Raw genomic sequence first — 18,198 nt, 5'->3', positions numbered from 1 at the left:
CTTTTACTTTCAGATAACAGGGAGTGAATCAGAATTTGCTGCTGATTTAATCCTAACGTTTAATAACCATAAGGCGTGTTTCACTCATATCCTCAATCGCGTACTTAACCCCTTCACGGCCTAGACCTGAATCTTTCACACCGCCATACGGCATGTTATCAACACGGAAGGTAGGAATGTCATTAATTACCACACCGCCTGCTTCAATCTCATCCCAAGCCTGCATTGCCTTGTTTAAATCAGGCGTATAAACACCGATTTGCAGTCCGAAACGACTATTATTGACCAGTTCAATACCATGCTCAAAGTTGTCATAAGGCTCTAAAATCATAACCGGACCAAAGGCTTCATCTTTGTAAAGCTTGGCATCATGATCTACATTCTCAAGAATGGTGGCCTCAAGCATAACACCGTTTGCTTTACCACCGCATAGCAGTTTGGCCCCGCCGTCGACCGCTTCATCAATCCATTGTTTCAGACGCTTGACCTCCCCTTCATTAATCATAGGGCCGATAAGCACATCACCAGTGCTTGGATCGCCAGTTTTGACATCTTTCGCTAAAGATACTAGCTTGTCTTTCACTTCTTCATAAACGTCTTTGTGAATCAGCACTCGCTGCACACTAATACAAACCTGACCAGCTTGTGTATAACCGCCAGTAATAATGCGCGGTAGCGCAGTCTCTAAATCCACGTCTGGCTCAACCATCACAGCGGCATTACCACCAAGCTCTAAGACGACCTTCTTCTTACCGGCACGGGCTTTCATATCCCAGCCGACTTTGTCTGAACCTGTAAATGACAATAGTTTAATACGCTCGTCCGTCACAATGGCATCAGCAATCTTAGATGACATGGGTAGGATTGAGAAAGCACCTTCTGGTAAATTGGTTTGCGCTAATACTTCTGCAATCAGCAATGCCCCGATAGGCGTATAACTGGCAGGCTTAAGCACAAATGGGCAACCGGCTGCAATAGCAGGTGCAATCTTATGCGCAACTAAGTTTAATGGAAAGTTAAATGGTGAGATAAAGCCGCACAGTCCGATAGGTACCCGTTTGCTAAAACCTTTATAGCCTTGGCTTGCCTCTGTGCCATCTAATGCCAGCACCTCCCCTTCTGCCATGGTCGTTACCGCATCAGCAGCAAACTGAAAGGTATTAATCAAACGTTTTACTTCCGCTTCAGCCGCACTCTTGGGCTTACCACCCTCAGCAACCAAAGCTTCGGTAAACTCATCAAAGCGCTGTTTAAACTTATCAACACACTCTAATAAAATCTTCTGTCTTTCATATGGCGTCAGCGCCTTCATAGCCGGTATTGCCTTAACACCTGCATCAATGGCTTGCTCAAGCATTTCGCTGTCGGCACGCGCAACTTCTGCAACCACTTCTTGGCTGTATTTATTGACAACTTCTAGACTATCTGCACCTTCATGTGCTTTGTTAGCGAGGTAAAGAGGATAAAAATTTTGCATAGATCACCTTTTTTTAATTTTATTGAATTTAAGCCTTTGATTTAGCAGTTAGAGTTTAAATGTCTATACGAGTTTATGAGGTTTTATATAACTTGATAATCCTTCTAATATTTTAGGCTGTTTATATAATAGGATAATCAAAGTATCAGGCATCTAGTATTACTTTTTGTTGTTCATTGTTAAACCGCTTTTAAGAATATTGCTTTTTAAACGAAAAAACGCCCTCGTGAAGAGGACGTTTTTTTAAAGTGTAAAATTATTATAGGCTAAATAATGGTGATTGAGTCTTGCACCCAAATGAGATGTTCTGAGTTAGCGTCACCTTGGTACTGATAGATATTAAACACATTACCATCGGTGTCTGTATCAGATCCTACGTTATTCCAATATGTTTTATTAGAATTGATTGCAGAAGTATTGTCTTGGTATTTAATATCAGCCTGGTTCCCTGTTCTTGTACTATTATTACCAAAGTCAACAGTATCATTGGCATCACCATAAATGCGCACACCGTTAACACCCTCTCTAGCTAGTACATCAGCATAACTAATATCTAATTCCACTTCTCCATTTAGCGTTACGCCATCTCTTTCAAAGCCAGTAAGGTGAATTTCTTCAACACCTTCAAAGAAGGCTATATTGACATTATTATCATCACCTTCAATGTAAACTTTATCATTGCCTTCACCTCCGTTGATGTTAATTCTATCTATATTTGTACCATAAATATCATTTACACTGATAATGTCATCTCCACTACCGCCTTCAATGGTAATCGTAGAACCAGTTGCAGTACCTTGACTTAAACTACCTGAAACAATCAAAGTATCATTATCAGCACCCAAATCTATAGTGGAAGATACATTTGTAAGACCTCCAGCGCTTAAGTCATTAGCGACCTCAATGGTGTCATTACCAGCGCCAAGAGAAATATTGGATCTAGACAAGTCACCACTTCCGCTACCACTAAGTCCTACCTGAATCTTATCTTCTCCATTACCAGTAGTGATAGAAGTCCCATCAGCTATATTTTTAGCTGTGGTAATAACATTATTGCCATTGCCTAAATCTATTATAGAAGTTTGAATACCACCATTCTTAACCTCAATGGTATCATCACCTGTTTCGGTATTAATGGTAACGTTATTTATAGCTTCGGCACTATCATTTAGAGCAATTATTTTATTATTGCCACTACCAAGATTAATAATACTATTATTACTAATACCACCATTAGTCTGAATAGTATCATTCCCTGTAGTGGTTGTGATAACAGTGTCTCGTATTGAATCCGCTGCATTAGAATTAATAATAATGTCGTTATCACCACCCTCTGCAACAACCGTTATCGTAGCTAAAGCATTACCGTTATTATCAAGAGTTCTAAGTTGGTTATTACCGGTACCTAGATCTATAACGATACTAGAAGGTTCGCCTAAACCAGCTAAATTATCAGCTGCAAATGTATCATCACCCTCGCCCATTTTGATATTAACTCCGACATTAATTGCCCCTGAGACGTTCATGACATCATTGCCCGCACCAGTATCAACGAGGAAATAAGCGTTAGAGTAACTAGATATATTACCCTCTACATAAATAAATTGAGCATTTTCATCGAAGGTAGTTATATATTCGTCTACAGTATCACCATTTGTATTGGTCGTAGAACCTATCACTCCACCTGTTTCAAAGGCATTAATTGCCGATTCTGGACGATCATCAGGATTAAATACGCCATAGACACCGTCTGATTCATCAAAGTGATAAAACTCAATAGTCTCTGATAAAACATTACCTGCTTTATCGACAAATCCTAATGGCAGATACTCATCTAATGGATTGCCATCTATAGGTGTTGGTGCGCTACTTGGTGCTATAACAGTACTATTACCTCTGGTGTAGTTATCTTGATCGTTTTTGGCTTCGAAAGCAATTTTTTGCTCATCCGTTAGGGTTAACTCCCAAGTACCATCATCTTTAACAATACCGGGGTTCCCAACAGCATTGCCATTTTCATCCTTGACAAACACAGCACCCAACTCAGTATTAATACCCGTTAGTATTCCTAAATCTGGATCATAGTTTAATACAACTGGCATTTCCGCTACTGTATCGAGTGTCATATCACTAGATTTAATGACCTCTAATTTCTCTACGGTACCCCCTGCTGGGTTAACTACTTTAGCAGAGTATTGGTATTGCGTACCATTAGTATCTGCTAAATCAGTTTCAGTGTAGCTATAACTTAACTCTGATAACGAGTCAACAGATTTAACTACTGTTTCGTTAGTTGGTTCACCATTAACAACTTCAGAACGTATTATCTGTAAGATTTGACCAGGAGCCAAAGGATTGTCTAAAGTGACATCAATCGTTGGGGTCTTGTCATTCGTTAATCCTTGAAGTATATCTAAAGTTGAACTGTCGCTATCCGATACCAAACCTTCATATAAATAGTCAGAGCCAAATACACTACTATTCACATTTACGATCGTGTTTTCGTTACCGTCAGCTGACTCTGCCCCATCAATCAGATCATCCACATTATCAGTGATCGAAATATTGGTAACTTCTGCTAATGGTGTTACGTCAAGAATGAAGGTACTAGTGGTTGGCGTACTATCATCTTCATTACCATCTTCAACTGATACATCAAAACCAGCTTTACTATCAGTAGTAGAATCAGAACCATCATGGACAAAAGTTACAAGCCCTGCGTCTAGATCAGCTCCAGTAAAGGTTGACGCTGCGCTTCCATCTACAAATACATTACCATTCGAAAGATTAGTAACTTTAAAGGTTACATTCGCAGCGGAATCACTGCTATCTGGATCGGTAAAGTATAAGTCTTCTTTAGCAATCACCGTAGAATAGTTCTCAACGACAGTCGATTTAAGATCACCTGTTATAACGGGTGCTTCATTAACGTCTTGTACTTCAAGAGTTACCTTTTCACTCGCTTTATTGCCGGCAGCGTCAATAACTTGTATATCTAAGACGAATGAATTAGTGCCAGTTTCGAAATCATTTACGGCTGCCGCTTCACCAGCTGCGGTTAATGTAATATTGCCATCGTTATCGATTGCAAAATAACCATCATCGTTACCTTCAGTAATACTAAAGCCAGTCACCCCAATATCATCAGATGCAGTTACCTGACCTAGCTTAGCGTCTGCTGCTTGATTTTCATTGTATTGAAGCGTAGACGTAGTGATAGTAGGCGCAGTGGTGTCAAGGGTAAAGCCGCCTGTGGTGTCAGCATCACTGCTGTTACCTGCCACATCGGTGGTCACAGTACTCACGGTAATGTCACCATCACCTAAGGTTGTTAGCTCTTCAGCCGTTAATTGTACTGGCTGATCGGTACCATCATTAGTAATCGTCTTGGTTACTGTGCCATTAGGTCCCGTTAGCGTGACGACAGAGGTGCTACCGTCTTCTGCACTGACTGTAATCACACCATCAGCATCTGACGCTTCTGCTGCCGTTACGTCACCATCATTGGTATCGGTAATGGTTTGTGTTGGCGCAGTGGTGTCAAGGGCAAAGCCGCCTGTGGTGTCAGCATCACTGCTGTTACCTGCCACATCGGTGGTCACAGTACTCACGGTAATGTCACCATCACCTAAGGTTGTTAGCTCTTCAGCCGTTAATTGTACTGGCTGATCGGTACCATCATTAGTAATCGTCTTGGTTACTGTGCCATTAGGTCCCGTTAGCGTGACGACAGAGGTGCTACCGTCTTCTGCATTGACTGTAATCACACCATCAGCATCTGACGCTTCTGCTGCCGTTACGTCACCATCATTGGTATCGGTAATGGTTTGTGTTGGCGCAGTGGTGTCAAGGGTAAAGCCGCCTGTGGTGTCAGCATCACTGCTGTTACCTGCCACATCGGTGGTCACAGTACTCACGGTAATGTCACCATCACCTAAGGTTGTTAGCTCTTCAGCCGTTAATTGTACTGGCTGATCGGTACCATCATTAGTAATCGTCTTGGTTACTGTGCCATTAGGTCCCGTTAGCGTGACGACAGAGGTGCTACCGTCTTCTGCATTGACTGTAATCACACCATCAGCATCTGACGCTTCTGCTGCCGTTACGTCACCATCATTGGTATCGGTAATGGTTTGTGTTGGCGCAGTGGTGTCAAGGGTAAAGCCGCCTGTGGTGTCAGCATCACTGCTGTTACCTGCCACATCGGTGGTCACAGTACTCACGGTAATGTCACCATCACCTAAGGTTGTTAGCTCTTCAGCCGTTAATTGTACTGGCTGATCGGTACCATCATTAGTAATCGTCTTGGTTACTGTGCCATTAGGTCCCGTTAGCGTGACGACAGAGGTGCTACCGTCTTCTGCATTGACTGTAATCACACCATCAGCATCTGACGCTTCTGCTGCCGTTACGTCACCATCATTGGTATCGGTAATGGTTTGTGTTGGCGCAGTGGTGTCAAGGGTAAAGCCGCCTGTGGTGTCAGCATCACTGCTGTTACCTGCCACATCGGTGGTCACAGTACTCACGGTAATGTCACCATCACCTAAGGTTGTTAGCTCTTCAGCCGTTAATTGTACTGGCTGATAGGTACCATCATTAGTAATCGTCTTGGTTACTGTGCCATTAGGTCCCGTTAGCGTGACGACAGAGGTGCTACCGTCTTCTGCATTGACTGTAATCACACCATCAGCATCTGACGCTTCTGCTGCCGTTACGTCACCATCATTGGTATCGGTAATGGTTTGTGTTGGCGCAGTGGTGTCAAGGGTAAAGCCGCCTGTGGTGTCAGCATCACTGCTGTTACCTGCCACATCGGTGGTCACAGTACTCACGGTAATGTCACCATCACCTAAGGTTGTTAGCTCTTCAGCCGTTAATTGTACTGGCTGATCGGTACCATCATTAGTAATCGTCTTGGTTACTGTGCCATTAGGTCCCGTTAGCGTGACGACAGAGGTGCTACCGTCTTCTGCATTGACTGTAATCACACCATCAGCATCTGACGCTTCTGCTGCCGTTACGTCACCATCATTGGTATCGGTAATGGTTTGTGTTGGCGCAGTGGTGTCTACAGTAATAGCTCCTGCACTTGCCGTAGCAGTATTACCCGCAGCATCACTGGTATTGACTGTGACATCAGTGTAGACGCCTTCTGGTAGAACATAGTTGCCGTCTGCGTTTTTAACCGCGTTAACCGTACTGCCATCTGCTAAGGTACCGACCACTGAGTCAATGGTGTCGCCATTGTCATTGATGGTTAGGATACCGCTATTGGTAATGCCATCAGTTGCATCAGACCCTGAGTCCGTAGCAAGTTTAATCGTCGGATCAGTAATAGAGCTGTCTACGGTAATAGCACCAGTGCTTGCTGTCGCTGTGTTACCTGCAGTGTCCACGGTGGTGACAGTGACATCAGTGTACGCGCCTTCTGGCAAGACATAGTTGCCATCAACTGGGGCAATGGTCTCTTCACTACCATCTGCTTTAGTCGCTACTACTGATTGGATAGTCTCGCCATTGTCGGTGATGCTTAAGGTGCCATCATTGGTAATATCATCATCTGTAACGCTGCCTGTGTCAGTGGTTAGGCTAATAGCAGGCTTGTCGATTGATTTATCAACCGTAATTGGTCCTGCACTTGCCGTAGCAGTATTACCCGCAGCATCACTGGTAGTTACTACAACATCTGTGTACTCGCCTTCGGGTAGCACATAGTTGCCTTCTGTATTTTTAACCGCGTTAACCTCAGTGCCATCTGCTAAGGTGCCGACCACTGAGTCAATGGTGTCGCCATTGTCATTAATGGTTAGGATGCCGCTGTTGGTAATGCCATCAGTTGCATCGGCACCTGAGTCCGTAGCAAGTTCAATGGTAGGCTTAGTGATAGAGCCGTCTACGGTAATAGCACCAGTGCTCGCTGTCGCTGTGTTACCTGCAGTGTCCACGGTGGTGACGGTGACATCAGTGTACTCGCCTTCTGGCAAGACATAGTTGCCATCAACTAAGTTAATGGTCTCTTCACTACCATCTGCTTTAGTCGCTACTACTGATTGGATAGTCTCGCCATTGTCGGTGATGCTTAAGGTGCCATCACTGGTAATGCCGTCATCTGTAACGCTACCTGTGTCAGTGGTTAGGCTAATAGCAGGCTTATCGATTGATTTATCAACCGTAATTGGTCCTGTACTTGCTGTGGCGGTATTGCCCGCAGCATCACTGGTATTGACTGTGACATCAGTGTAGACGCCTTCTGGTAGAACATAGTTGCCGTCTGCGTTTTTAACCGCGTTAACCGTACTGCCATCTGCTAAGGTACCGACCACTGAGTCAATGGTGTCGCCATTGTCATTGATGGTTAGGATACCGCTATTGGTAATGCCATCAGTTGCATCAGACCCTGAGTCCGTAGCAAGTTTAATCGTCGGATCAGTAATAGAGCTGTCTACGGTAATAGCACCAGTGCTTGCTGTCGCTGTGTTACCTGCAGTGTCCACGGTGGTGACAGTGACATCAGTGTACGCGCCTTCTGGCAAGACATAGTTGCCATCAACTGGGGCAATGGTCTCTTCACTACCATCTGCTTTAGTCGCTACTACTGATTGGATAGTCTCGCCATTGTCGGTGATGCTTAAGGTGCCATCACTGGTAATGCCGTCATCTGTAACGCTGCCTGTGTCAGTGGTTAGGCTAATAGCAGGCTTGTCGATTGATTTATCAACCGTAATTGGTCCTGCACTTGCCGTAGCAGTATTACCCGCAGCATCACTGGTAGTTACTGTGACATCAGTGTATTCGCCTTCTGGTAAGACATAGTTGCCTTCTGTATTTTTAACAGCGTTAACCGTACTGCCATCTGCTAAGGTACCAATCACTGAGTCAATGGTGTCGCCATTGTCATTGATGGTTAGGATGCCGCTGTTGGTAATGCCATCAGTTGCATCGGCACCTGAGTCCGTAGCAAGTTCAATGGTAGGCTTAGTGATAGAGCCGTCTACGGTAATGGCACCAGTGCTCGCTGTCGCTGTGTTGCCTGCAGTGTCCACGGTGGTGACGGTGACATCAGTGTACTCGCCTTCTGGCAAGACATAGTTGCCATCAACTAGGGCAATGGTCTCTTCACTACCATCTGCTTTAGTCGCTACTACTGATTGGATAGTCTCGCTATTGTCGGTGATGCTTAAGGTGCCATCACTGGTAATGCCGTCATCTGTAACGCTACCTGTGTCAGTGGTTAGGCTAATAGCAGGCTTATCGATTGATTTATCAACCGTAATTGGTCCTGTACTTGCTGTGGCGGTATTGCCCGCAGCATCACTGGTATTGACTGTGACATCAGTGTAGACGCCTTCTGGTAGAACATAGTTGCCGTCTGCGTTTTTAACCGCGTTAACCGTACTGCCATCTGCTAAGGTACCGACCACTGAGTCAATGGTGTCGCCATTGTCATTGATGGTTAGGATACCGCTATTGGTAATGCCATCAGTTGCATCAGACCCTGAGTCCGTAGCAAGTTTAATCGTCGGATCAGTAATAGAGCTGTCTACGGTAATAGCACCAGTGCTTGCTGTCGCTGTGTTACCTGCAGTGTCCACGGTGGTGACAGTGACATCAGTGTACGCGCCTTCTGGCAAGACATAGTTGCCATCAACTGGGGCAATGGTCTCTTCACTACCATCTGCTTTAGTCGCTACTACTGATTGGATAGTCTCGCCATTGTCGGTGATGCTTAAGGTGCCATCACTGGTAATGCCGTCATCTGTAACGCTGCCTGTGTCAGTGGTTAGGCTAATAGCAGGCTTGTCGATTGATTTATCAACCGTAATTGGTCCTGCACTTGCCGTAGCAGTATTACCCGCAGCATCACTGGTAGTTACTGTGACATCAGTGTATTCGCCTTCTGGTAAGACATAGTTGCCTTCTGTATTTTTAACAGCGTTAACCGTACTGCCATCTGCTAAGGTACCAATCACTGAGTCAATGGTGTCGCCATTGTCATTGATGGTTAGGATGCCGCTGTTGGTAATGCCATCAGTTGCATCGGCACCTGAGTCCGTAGCAAGTTCAATGGTAGGCTTAGTGATAGTAGTATCAATGACTATTTCATTACTGCTTAAATCTTCAGTACTATTATTTGCAGAATCAATGATGGTTGCTACAACTTCATGATCACCTTCCGTCAGAGGTGTGAATTCCCCTGATACTGGCTCAGCACTCTCAGTGTCTAAAGTCCATTCATTATTGGCATCCGGTGTCACTTCATAAGTTGCACCACCAACAACTACTTGAAGAATATCGCCCTCTTCAAGGATTGCCGTTCCAGTTAGTATTGGAGTAGTGTCGTTTGTTTCAATTTCATTAACAGTTGGTGCGTTACTGGGCTTGGTAGTATCGACTTGAGCACTCTCATCAACCGGCGCACTCTCGTTACCGGCTTGATCCGTAATCGTTGCGGTCACATCAAGGGTCTCACCATCTACAGGAGCGGTTACTTTGGTCGTTACCTCACCGGCTGTGATAGCCTCCTCAGTCACTTCAACTTTAGTACCGTTAATCGAGACGATGTCACCTGCTTCAACACCTGCAGGTAGCCCAACGGTCACCTCAACGTTACCGTTTGCGTCAATCTCATCGGCAGTGATAAAGTCATCCCCATTACCAATGTCAACTTTGGTCGGTACTTTAGGGGCTGTGGTATCGGTATCCGCACTGTCTGTCACTTCGGCGCTTGGGTTTCCTGCCTCATCAGTGATGGTCGCTGTTACATCAAGCGTGTCACCTTCTGCTGGAGCCGTTACTTTGGTGGTGATTTCACCAGCAGTAATGTCGTCTTCTGTCAGTACAGTTTCAACGCCATTAACGGTGACGATGTTACCTGCTACCGCATCTGCTGGTAGACCAACGGTGACGTCAACCTTACCGTCTGCGTCAATCTCATCAGCAGTGATAAACTCATCACCGTTACCAATCGTTACATCAGTGGGTGCGTCTGGCGCACTGGTGTTTGTAGTGGCGCTGTCTGTTAAAGGCGCACTCTCGTTACCCGCTTGATCCGTAATCGTTGCGGTCACATCAAGGGTCTCACCATCTACAGGAGCGGTTACTTTGGTCGTTACCTCACCGGCTGTGATAGCCTCCTCAGTCACTTCAACTTTAGTACCGTTAATCGAGACGATGTCACCTGCTTCAACACCTGCAGGTAGCCCAACGGTCACCTCAACGTTACCGTTTGCGTCAATCTCATCGGCAGTGATAAAGTCATCACCGTTACCAATGTCAACTTTGGTCGGTACTTTAGGGGCTGTGGTATCGGTATCCGCACTGTCTGTTACTTCGGCACTTGGGTTTCCTGCCTCATCAGTGATGGTCGCGGTGACGTCAAGGGTGTCACCTTCCGCTGGAGCTGTCACTTTAGTAGTGATTTCACCAGCAGTAATGTCGTCTGCTGTTAGGACGGTTTCAACGCCATTAACGGTGACGATGTTACCTGCTACCGCATCTGCTGGTAGACCAACGGTCACCTCAACCTTACCGTCTGCGTCAATCTCATCAGCAGTGATAAACTCATCACCGTTACCAATCGTTACATCAGTGGGTGCGTCTGGCGCACTGGTGTTTGTAGTGGCGCTGTCTGTTAAAGGCGCACTCTCGTTACCCGCTTGATCCGTAATCGTTGCGGTCACATCAAGGGTCTCACCATCTACAGGAGCGGTTACTTTGGTCGTTACCTCACCGGCTGTGATAGCCTCCTCAGTCACTTCAACTTTAGTACCGTTAATCGAGACGATGTCACCTGCTTCAACACCTGCAGGTAGCCCAACGGTCACCTCAACGTTACCGTTTGCGTCAATCTCATCGGCAGTGATAAAGTCATCCCCATTACCAATGTCAACTTTGGTCGGTACTTTAGGGGCTGTGGTATCGGTATCCGCACTGTCTGTCACTTCGGCGCTTGGGTTTCCTGCCTCATCAGTGATGGTCGCTGTTACATCAAGCGTGTCACCTTCTGCTGGAGCCGTTACTTTGGTGGTGATTTCACCAGCAGTAATGTCGTCTGCTGTTAGGACGGTTTCAACGCCATTAACGGTGACGATGTTACCTGCTACCGCATCTGCTGGTAGACCAACGGTCACCTCAACCTTACCGTCTGCGTCAATCTCATCAGCAGTGATAAACTCATCACCGTTACCAATCGTTACATCAGTGGGTGCGTCTGGCGCACTGGTGTTTGTAGTGGCGCTGTCTGTTAAAGGCGCACTCTCGTTACCCGCTTGATCCGTAATCGTTGCGGTCACATCAAGGGTCTCACCATCTACAGGAGGGGTTACTTTGGTCGTTACCTCACCGGCTGTGATAGCCTCCTCAGTCACTTCAACTTTAGTACCGTTAATCGAGACGATGTCACCTGCTTCAACACCTGCAGGTAGCCCAACGGTCACCTCAACGTTACCGTTTGCGTCAATCTCATCGGCAGTGATAAAGTCATCCCCATTACCAATGTCAACTTTGGTCGGTACTTTAGGGGCTGTGGTATCGGTATCCGCACTGTCTGTCACTTCGGCGCTTGGGTTTCCTGCCTCATCAGTGATGGTCGCTGTTACATCAAGCGTGTCACCTTCTGCTGGAGCCGTTACTTTGGTGGTGATTTCACCAGCAGTAATGTCGTCTTCTGTCAGTACAGTTTCAACGCCATTAACGGTGACGATGTTACCTGCTACCGCATCTGCTGGTAGACCAACGGTGACGTCAACCTTACCGTCTGCGTCAATCTCATCAGCAGTGATAAACTCATCACCGTTACCAATCGTTACATCAGTGGGTGCGTCTGGCGCACTGGTGTTTGTAGTGGCGCTGTCTGTTAAAGGCGCACTCTCGTTACCCGCTTGATCCGTAATCGTTGCGGTCACATCAAGGGTCTCACCATCTACAGGAGCGGTTACTTTGGTCGTTACCTCACCGGCTGTGATAGCCTCCTCAGTCACTTCAACTTTAGTACCGTTAATCGAGACGATGTCACCTGCTTCAACACCTGCAGGTAGCCCAACGGTCACCTCAACGTTACCGTTTGCGTCAATCTCATCGGCAGTGATAAAGTCATCACCGTTACCAATGTCAACTTTGGTCGGTACTTTAGGGGCTGTGGTATCGGTATCCGCACTGTCTGTTACTTCGGCACTTGGGTTTCCTGCCTCATCAGTGATGGTCGCGGTGACGTCAAGGGTGTCACCTTCCGCTGGAGCTGTCACTTTAGTAGTGATTTCACCAGCAGTAATGTCGTCTGCTGTTAGGACGGTTTCAACGCCATTAACGGTGACGATGTTACCTGCTACCGCATCTGCTGGTAGACCAACGGTCACCTCAACCTTACCGTCTGCGTCAATCTCATCGGCAGTGATAAACTCATCACCGTTACCAATCGTTACATCAGTGGGTGCGTCTGGCGCACTGGTGTTTGTAGTGGCGCTGTCTGTTAAAGGCGCACTCTCGTTACCCGCTTGATCCGTAATCGTTGCGGTCACATCAAGGGTCTCACCATCTACAGGAGCGGTTACTTTGGTCGTTACCTCACCGGCTGTGATAGCCTCCTCAGTCACTTCAACTTTAGTACCGTTAATCGAGACGATGTCACCTGCTTCAACACCTGCAGGTAGCCCAACGGTCACCTCAACGTTACCGTTTGCGTCAATCTCATCGGCAGTGATAAAGTCATCCCCATTACCAATGTCAACTTTGGTCGGTACTTTAGGGGCTGTGGTATCGGTATCCGCACTGTCTGTCACTTCGGCGCTTGGGTTTCCTGCCTCATCAGTGATGGTCGCTGTTACATCAAGCGTGTCACCTTCTGCTGGAGCCGTTACTTTGGTGGTGATTTCACCAGCAGTAATGTCGTCTTCTGTCAGTACAGTTTCAACGCCATTAACGGTGACGATGTTACCTGCTACCGCATCTGCTGGTAGACCAACGGTGACGTCAACCTTACCGTCTGCGTCAATCTCATCAGCAGTGATAAACTCATCACCGTTACCAATCGTTACATCAGTGGGTGGTGTGGTGTCCACTGGCGTCTCGCTACCTGAGGTGGCTTCGCCAGTCGATTCGTTACCGGCGTCATCACTGTTAGTCGCTTTAACTGGCGTACCATCTTTGACAGCGTCTGCGGGTAAGGTGGTTTCACCTGTGGCTGGGTCAACACTCACGCCTTCTGGCAGTGTAGTGCCATCAGCTGGCGCCCACTCTCCGGTTGCGGGATCTTTGGTCAATTCAACCGTTTGTGGGTTACCCGCTTCGTCGGTGTAAGAGATGGTGGCTTTAGTGGCGTCATCCGCTGGGGTGATTGACACTGAACCGTCGTCATTAGCGTCAACGATTGGGGTCGCCGGTGGTGTGGTGTCCACTGGCGTCTCGCTACCTGAGGTGGCTTCGCCAGTCGATTCGTTACCGGCGTCATCACTGTTGGTCGCTTTAACTGGCGTACCATCTTTGACAGCGTCTGCGGGTAAGGTGGTTTCACCTGTGGCTGGGTCAACACTCACGCCTTCTGGCAGTGTAGTGCCATCAGCTGGCGCCCACTCTCCGGTTGCGGGATCTTTGGTCAATTCAACCGTTTGTGGGTTACCCGCTTCGTCGGTGTAAGAGATGGTGGCTTTAGTGGCGTCATCCGCTGGGGTGACTGACACTGAACCGTCGTCATTAGCGTCAACGATTGGGGTCGCCGGTGGTGTGGTGTCCACTGGCGTCTCGCTACCTGAGGTGGCTTCACCAGTCGATTCGTTACCGGCGTCATCACTGTTGGTCGCTTTAACTGGCGTACCATCTTTGACAGCGTCTGCGGGTAAGGTGGTTTCACCTGTGGCTGGGTCAACACTCACGCCTTCTGGCAGTGTAGTGCCATCAGCTGGCGCCCACTCTCCGGTTGCGGGATCTTTGGTCAATTCAACCGTTTGTGGGTTACCCGCTTCGTCGGTGTAAGAGATGGTGGCTTTAGTGGCGTCATCCGCTGGGGTGACTGACACTGAACCGTCGTCATTAGCGTCAACGATTGGGGTCGCCGGTGGTGTGGTGTCCACTGGCGTCTCGCTACCTGAGGTGGCTTCGCCAGTCGATTCGTTACCGGCGTCATCACTGTTGGTCGCTTTAACTGGCGTACCATCTTTGACAGCGTCTGCGGGTAGGCTGGTTTCACCTGTGGCTGGGTCAACACTCACGCCTTCTGGCAGTGTAGTGCCATCAGCTGGCGCCCACTCTCCGGTTGCGGGATCTTTGGTCAATTCAACCGTTTGTGGGTTACCCGCTTCGTCGGTGTAAGAGATGGTGGCTTTAGTGGCGTCATCCGCTGGGGTGACTGACACTGAACCGTCGTCATTAGCGTCAACGATTGGGGTCGCCGGTGGTGTGGTGTCCACTGGCGTCTCGCTACCTGAGGTGGCTTCGCCAGTCGATTCGTTACCGGCGTCATCACTGTTGGTCGCTTTAACTGGCGTACCATCTTTGACAGCGTCTGCGGGTAAGGTGGTTTCACCTGTGGCTGGGTCAACACTCACGCCTTCTGGCAGTGTAGTGCCATCAGCTGGCGCCCACTCTCCGGTTTCGGGATCTTTGGTCAATTCAACCGTTTGTGGGTTACCCGCTTCGTCGGTGTAAGAGATGGTGGCGCTAGTGGCATCATCCGCTGGGGTGACCGTCACTGAACCGTCGTCATTGGCGTCAACGATTGGGGTTGCCGGTGGTGTGGTGTCAGATGTCTCAGGTACGGCAACAGGCTCAACAGCGTCCGCTCGATTAGCAAGATCCGTTTTGTCGTCACTTGCTGGTAGTGCATCAACGGCTGCTTGCGCCGCAGTTTTGTCATGGGCAACTTGATCGTTGGCCTCTTCAATGGTAGCCACTTCTTCTGGGGTGATTAGACCGTCTTCATTGGCTTTGTCTAGTACCGCTTGGGCAGCGTCTTCACTCGCTTCGGCTTTAGCCACTAAGTCCTCAGCGGCTTTAACTAAGGCGGCAGCATCTTCTTCAGTATCTTTTTGACCATTGCTGTTAGCGTCATTGACAGCAGGTACGGCAACAGGCTCAACAGCGTCCGCTCGATTAGCAAGATCCGTTTTGTCGTCACTTGCTGGTAGTGCATCAACGGCTGCTTGCGCCGCAGTTTTGTCATGGGCAACTTGATCGTTGGCCTCTTCAATGGTAGCCACTTCTTCTGGGGTGATTAGACCGTCTTCTTTGGCTTTGTCTAGTGCCGCTTGGGCAGCGTCTTCACTCGCTTCGGCTTTAGCCACTAAGTCCTCAGCGGCTTTAACTAAGGCGGCAGCATCTTCTTCAGTATCTTTTTGACCATTGCTGTTAGCGTCATTGACAGCAGGTACGGCAACAGGCTCAACAGCGTCCGCTCGATTAGCAAGATCCGTTTTGTCGTCACTTGCTGGTAGTGCATCAACGGCTGCTTGCGCCGCAGTTTTGTCATGGGCAACTTGATCGTTGGCCTCTTCAATGGTAGCCACTTCTTCTGGGGTGATTAGACCGTCTTCATTGGCTTTGTCTAGTACCGCTTGGGCAGCGTCTTCACTCGCTTCGGCTTTAGCCACTAAGTCCTCAGCGGCTTTAACTAAGGCGGCAGCATCTTCTTCAGTATCTTTTTGACCATTGCTGTTAGCGTCATTGACAGCAGGTACGGCAACAGGCTCAACAGCGTCCGCTCGATTAGCAAGATCCGTTTTGTCGTCACTTGCTGGTAGTGCATCAACGGCTGCTTGCGCCGCAGTTTTGTCATGGGCAACTTGATCGTTGGCCTCTTCAATGGTAGCCACTTCTTCTGGGGTGATTAGACCGTCTTCTTTGGCTTTGTCTAGTGCCGCTTGGGCAGCGTCTTCACTCGCTTCGGCTTTAGCCACTAAGTCCTCAGCGGCTTTAACTAAGGCGGCAGCATCTTCTTCAGTATCTTTTTGACCATTGCTGTTAGCGTCATTGACAGCAGGTACGGCAACAGGCTCAACAGCGTCCGCTCGATTAGCAAGATCCGTTTTGTCGTCACTTGCTGGTAGTGCATCAACGGCTGCTTGCGCCGCAGTTTTGTCATGGGCAACTTGATCGTTGGCCTCTTCAATGGTAGCCACTTCTTCTGGGGTGATTAGACCGTCTTCATTGGCTTTGTCTAGTACCGCTTGGGCAGCGTCTTCACTCGCTTCGGCTTTAGCCACTAAGTCCTCAGCGGCTTTAACTAAGGCGGCAGCATCTTCTTCAGTATCTTTTTGACCATTGCTGTTAGCGTCATTGACAGCAGGTACGGCAACAGGCTCAACAGCGTCCGCTCGATTAGCAAGATCCGTTTTGTCGTCACTTGCTGGTAGTGCATCAACGGCTGCTTGCGCCGCAGTTTTGTCATGGGCAACTTGATCGTTGGCCTCTTCAATGGTAGCCACTTCTTCTGGGGTGATTAGACCGTCTTCTTTGGCTTTGTCTAGTGCCGCTTGGGCGGCGTCTTCACTCGCTTCGGCTTTAGCCACTAAGTCCTCAGCGGCTTTAACTAAGGCGGCAGCATCTTCTTCAGTATCTTTTTGACCATTGCTGTTAGCGTCATTGACAGCAGGTACGGCAACAGGCTCAACAGCGTCCGCTCGATTAGCAAGATCCGTTTTGTCGTCACTTGCTGGTAGTGCATCAACGGCTGCTTGCGCCGCAGTTTTGTCATGGGCAACTTGATCGTTGGCCTCTTCAATGGTAGCCACTTCTTCTGGGGTGATTAGACCGTCTTCATTGGCTTTGTCTAGTACCGCTTGGGCAGCGTCTTCACTCGCTTCGGCTTTAGCCACTAAGTCCTCAGCGGCTTTAACTAAGGCGGCAGCATCTTCTTCAGTATCTTTTTGACCATTGCTGTTAGCGTCATTGACAGCAGGTACGGCAACAGGCTCAACAGCGTCCGCTCGATTAGCAAGATCCGTTTTGTCGTCACTTGCTGGTAGTGCATCAACGGCTGCTTGCGCCGCAGTTTTGTCATGGGCAACTTGATCGTTGGCCTCTTCAATGGTAGCCACTTCTTCTGGGGTGATTAGACCGTCTTCATTGGCTTTGTCTAGTACCGCTTGGGCAGCGTCTTCACTCGCTTCGGCTTTAGCCACTAAGTCTTTTGCAACGCTCAGATCGTTATTAGAGTTAGTAGGCGGCGTATTGTCATTATCATCATCGTTGTTTGCTATAGCAGCGCCTACAATACCGATACCTGCTAGACCAACAAGCCATGGCAAGGCATTAAAACCTTCTACATTACCTGCATTAACCCACCAAGGCGTAACTTGGTGCTCACCACCTAATGCCTGGCCCTCAAGATTTCCAACTTCTAATTCAGTAACATAATCGGCTACTTCTCCAGAATCTGGAATATAGTAATAGTAACCACCATCCTCTGCGATACCAATTAAAGCGCTTTGAGGATATTCATAAAAACCTTCAATAATTAAATCACTACTATCGCCCTGATCTTCCATAGAAACATGTAAATCATCACCTACACGCTTGGTAACGATATGATTCGGTGCACGGCCTATTGCTTTGTCAAACAACTCATAGTTTGCATTTTGGACTGCACGAATAACGGTTGGCTTGCCGTCTTGGGTGACAACAACATGTTCGGCGATAGTTTGTGTGGCATTGTTTACTTTTACGATGATATTTTTCATAAGAACCTTTGTATTTATATAATTAAATTTTAGATAAGAGAAAGTCGATAA

Annotated in this window: 2 protein-coding genes; both read right to left on the bottom strand. The window is 47.8% G+C overall.

Going from position 1 to position 18,198, the window contains the following annotated elements:
* Positions 1 to 52: 52 nt before the first annotated feature.
* Positions 53 to 1,477 carry an aldehyde dehydrogenase family protein gene (locus tag AC2SLO_RS05210; RefSeq protein WP_486543225.1) on the bottom strand — a complete coding sequence of 475 codons (1,425 nt, stop codon included), beginning with the start codon at positions 1,475 to 1,477 and terminating at the stop codon, positions 53 to 55.
* Positions 1,478 to 1,743: 266 nt separating this feature from the next.
* A complete protein-coding gene (locus AC2SLO_RS05205; protein ID WP_495637092.1) occupies positions 1,744 to 18,147 on the bottom strand; it encodes a GA-like domain-containing protein in 16,404 nt (5,467 codons plus the stop codon).
* Between the last annotated feature and the right edge of the window lie 51 nt (positions 18,148 to 18,198).

The sequence above is a fragment of the Psychrobacter sp. CX14 genome (genome assembly GCF_057396205.2).
Note: the sequence above shows the minus strand (reverse complement) of the source record. Positions and strands in the feature narration are given on the sequence as shown.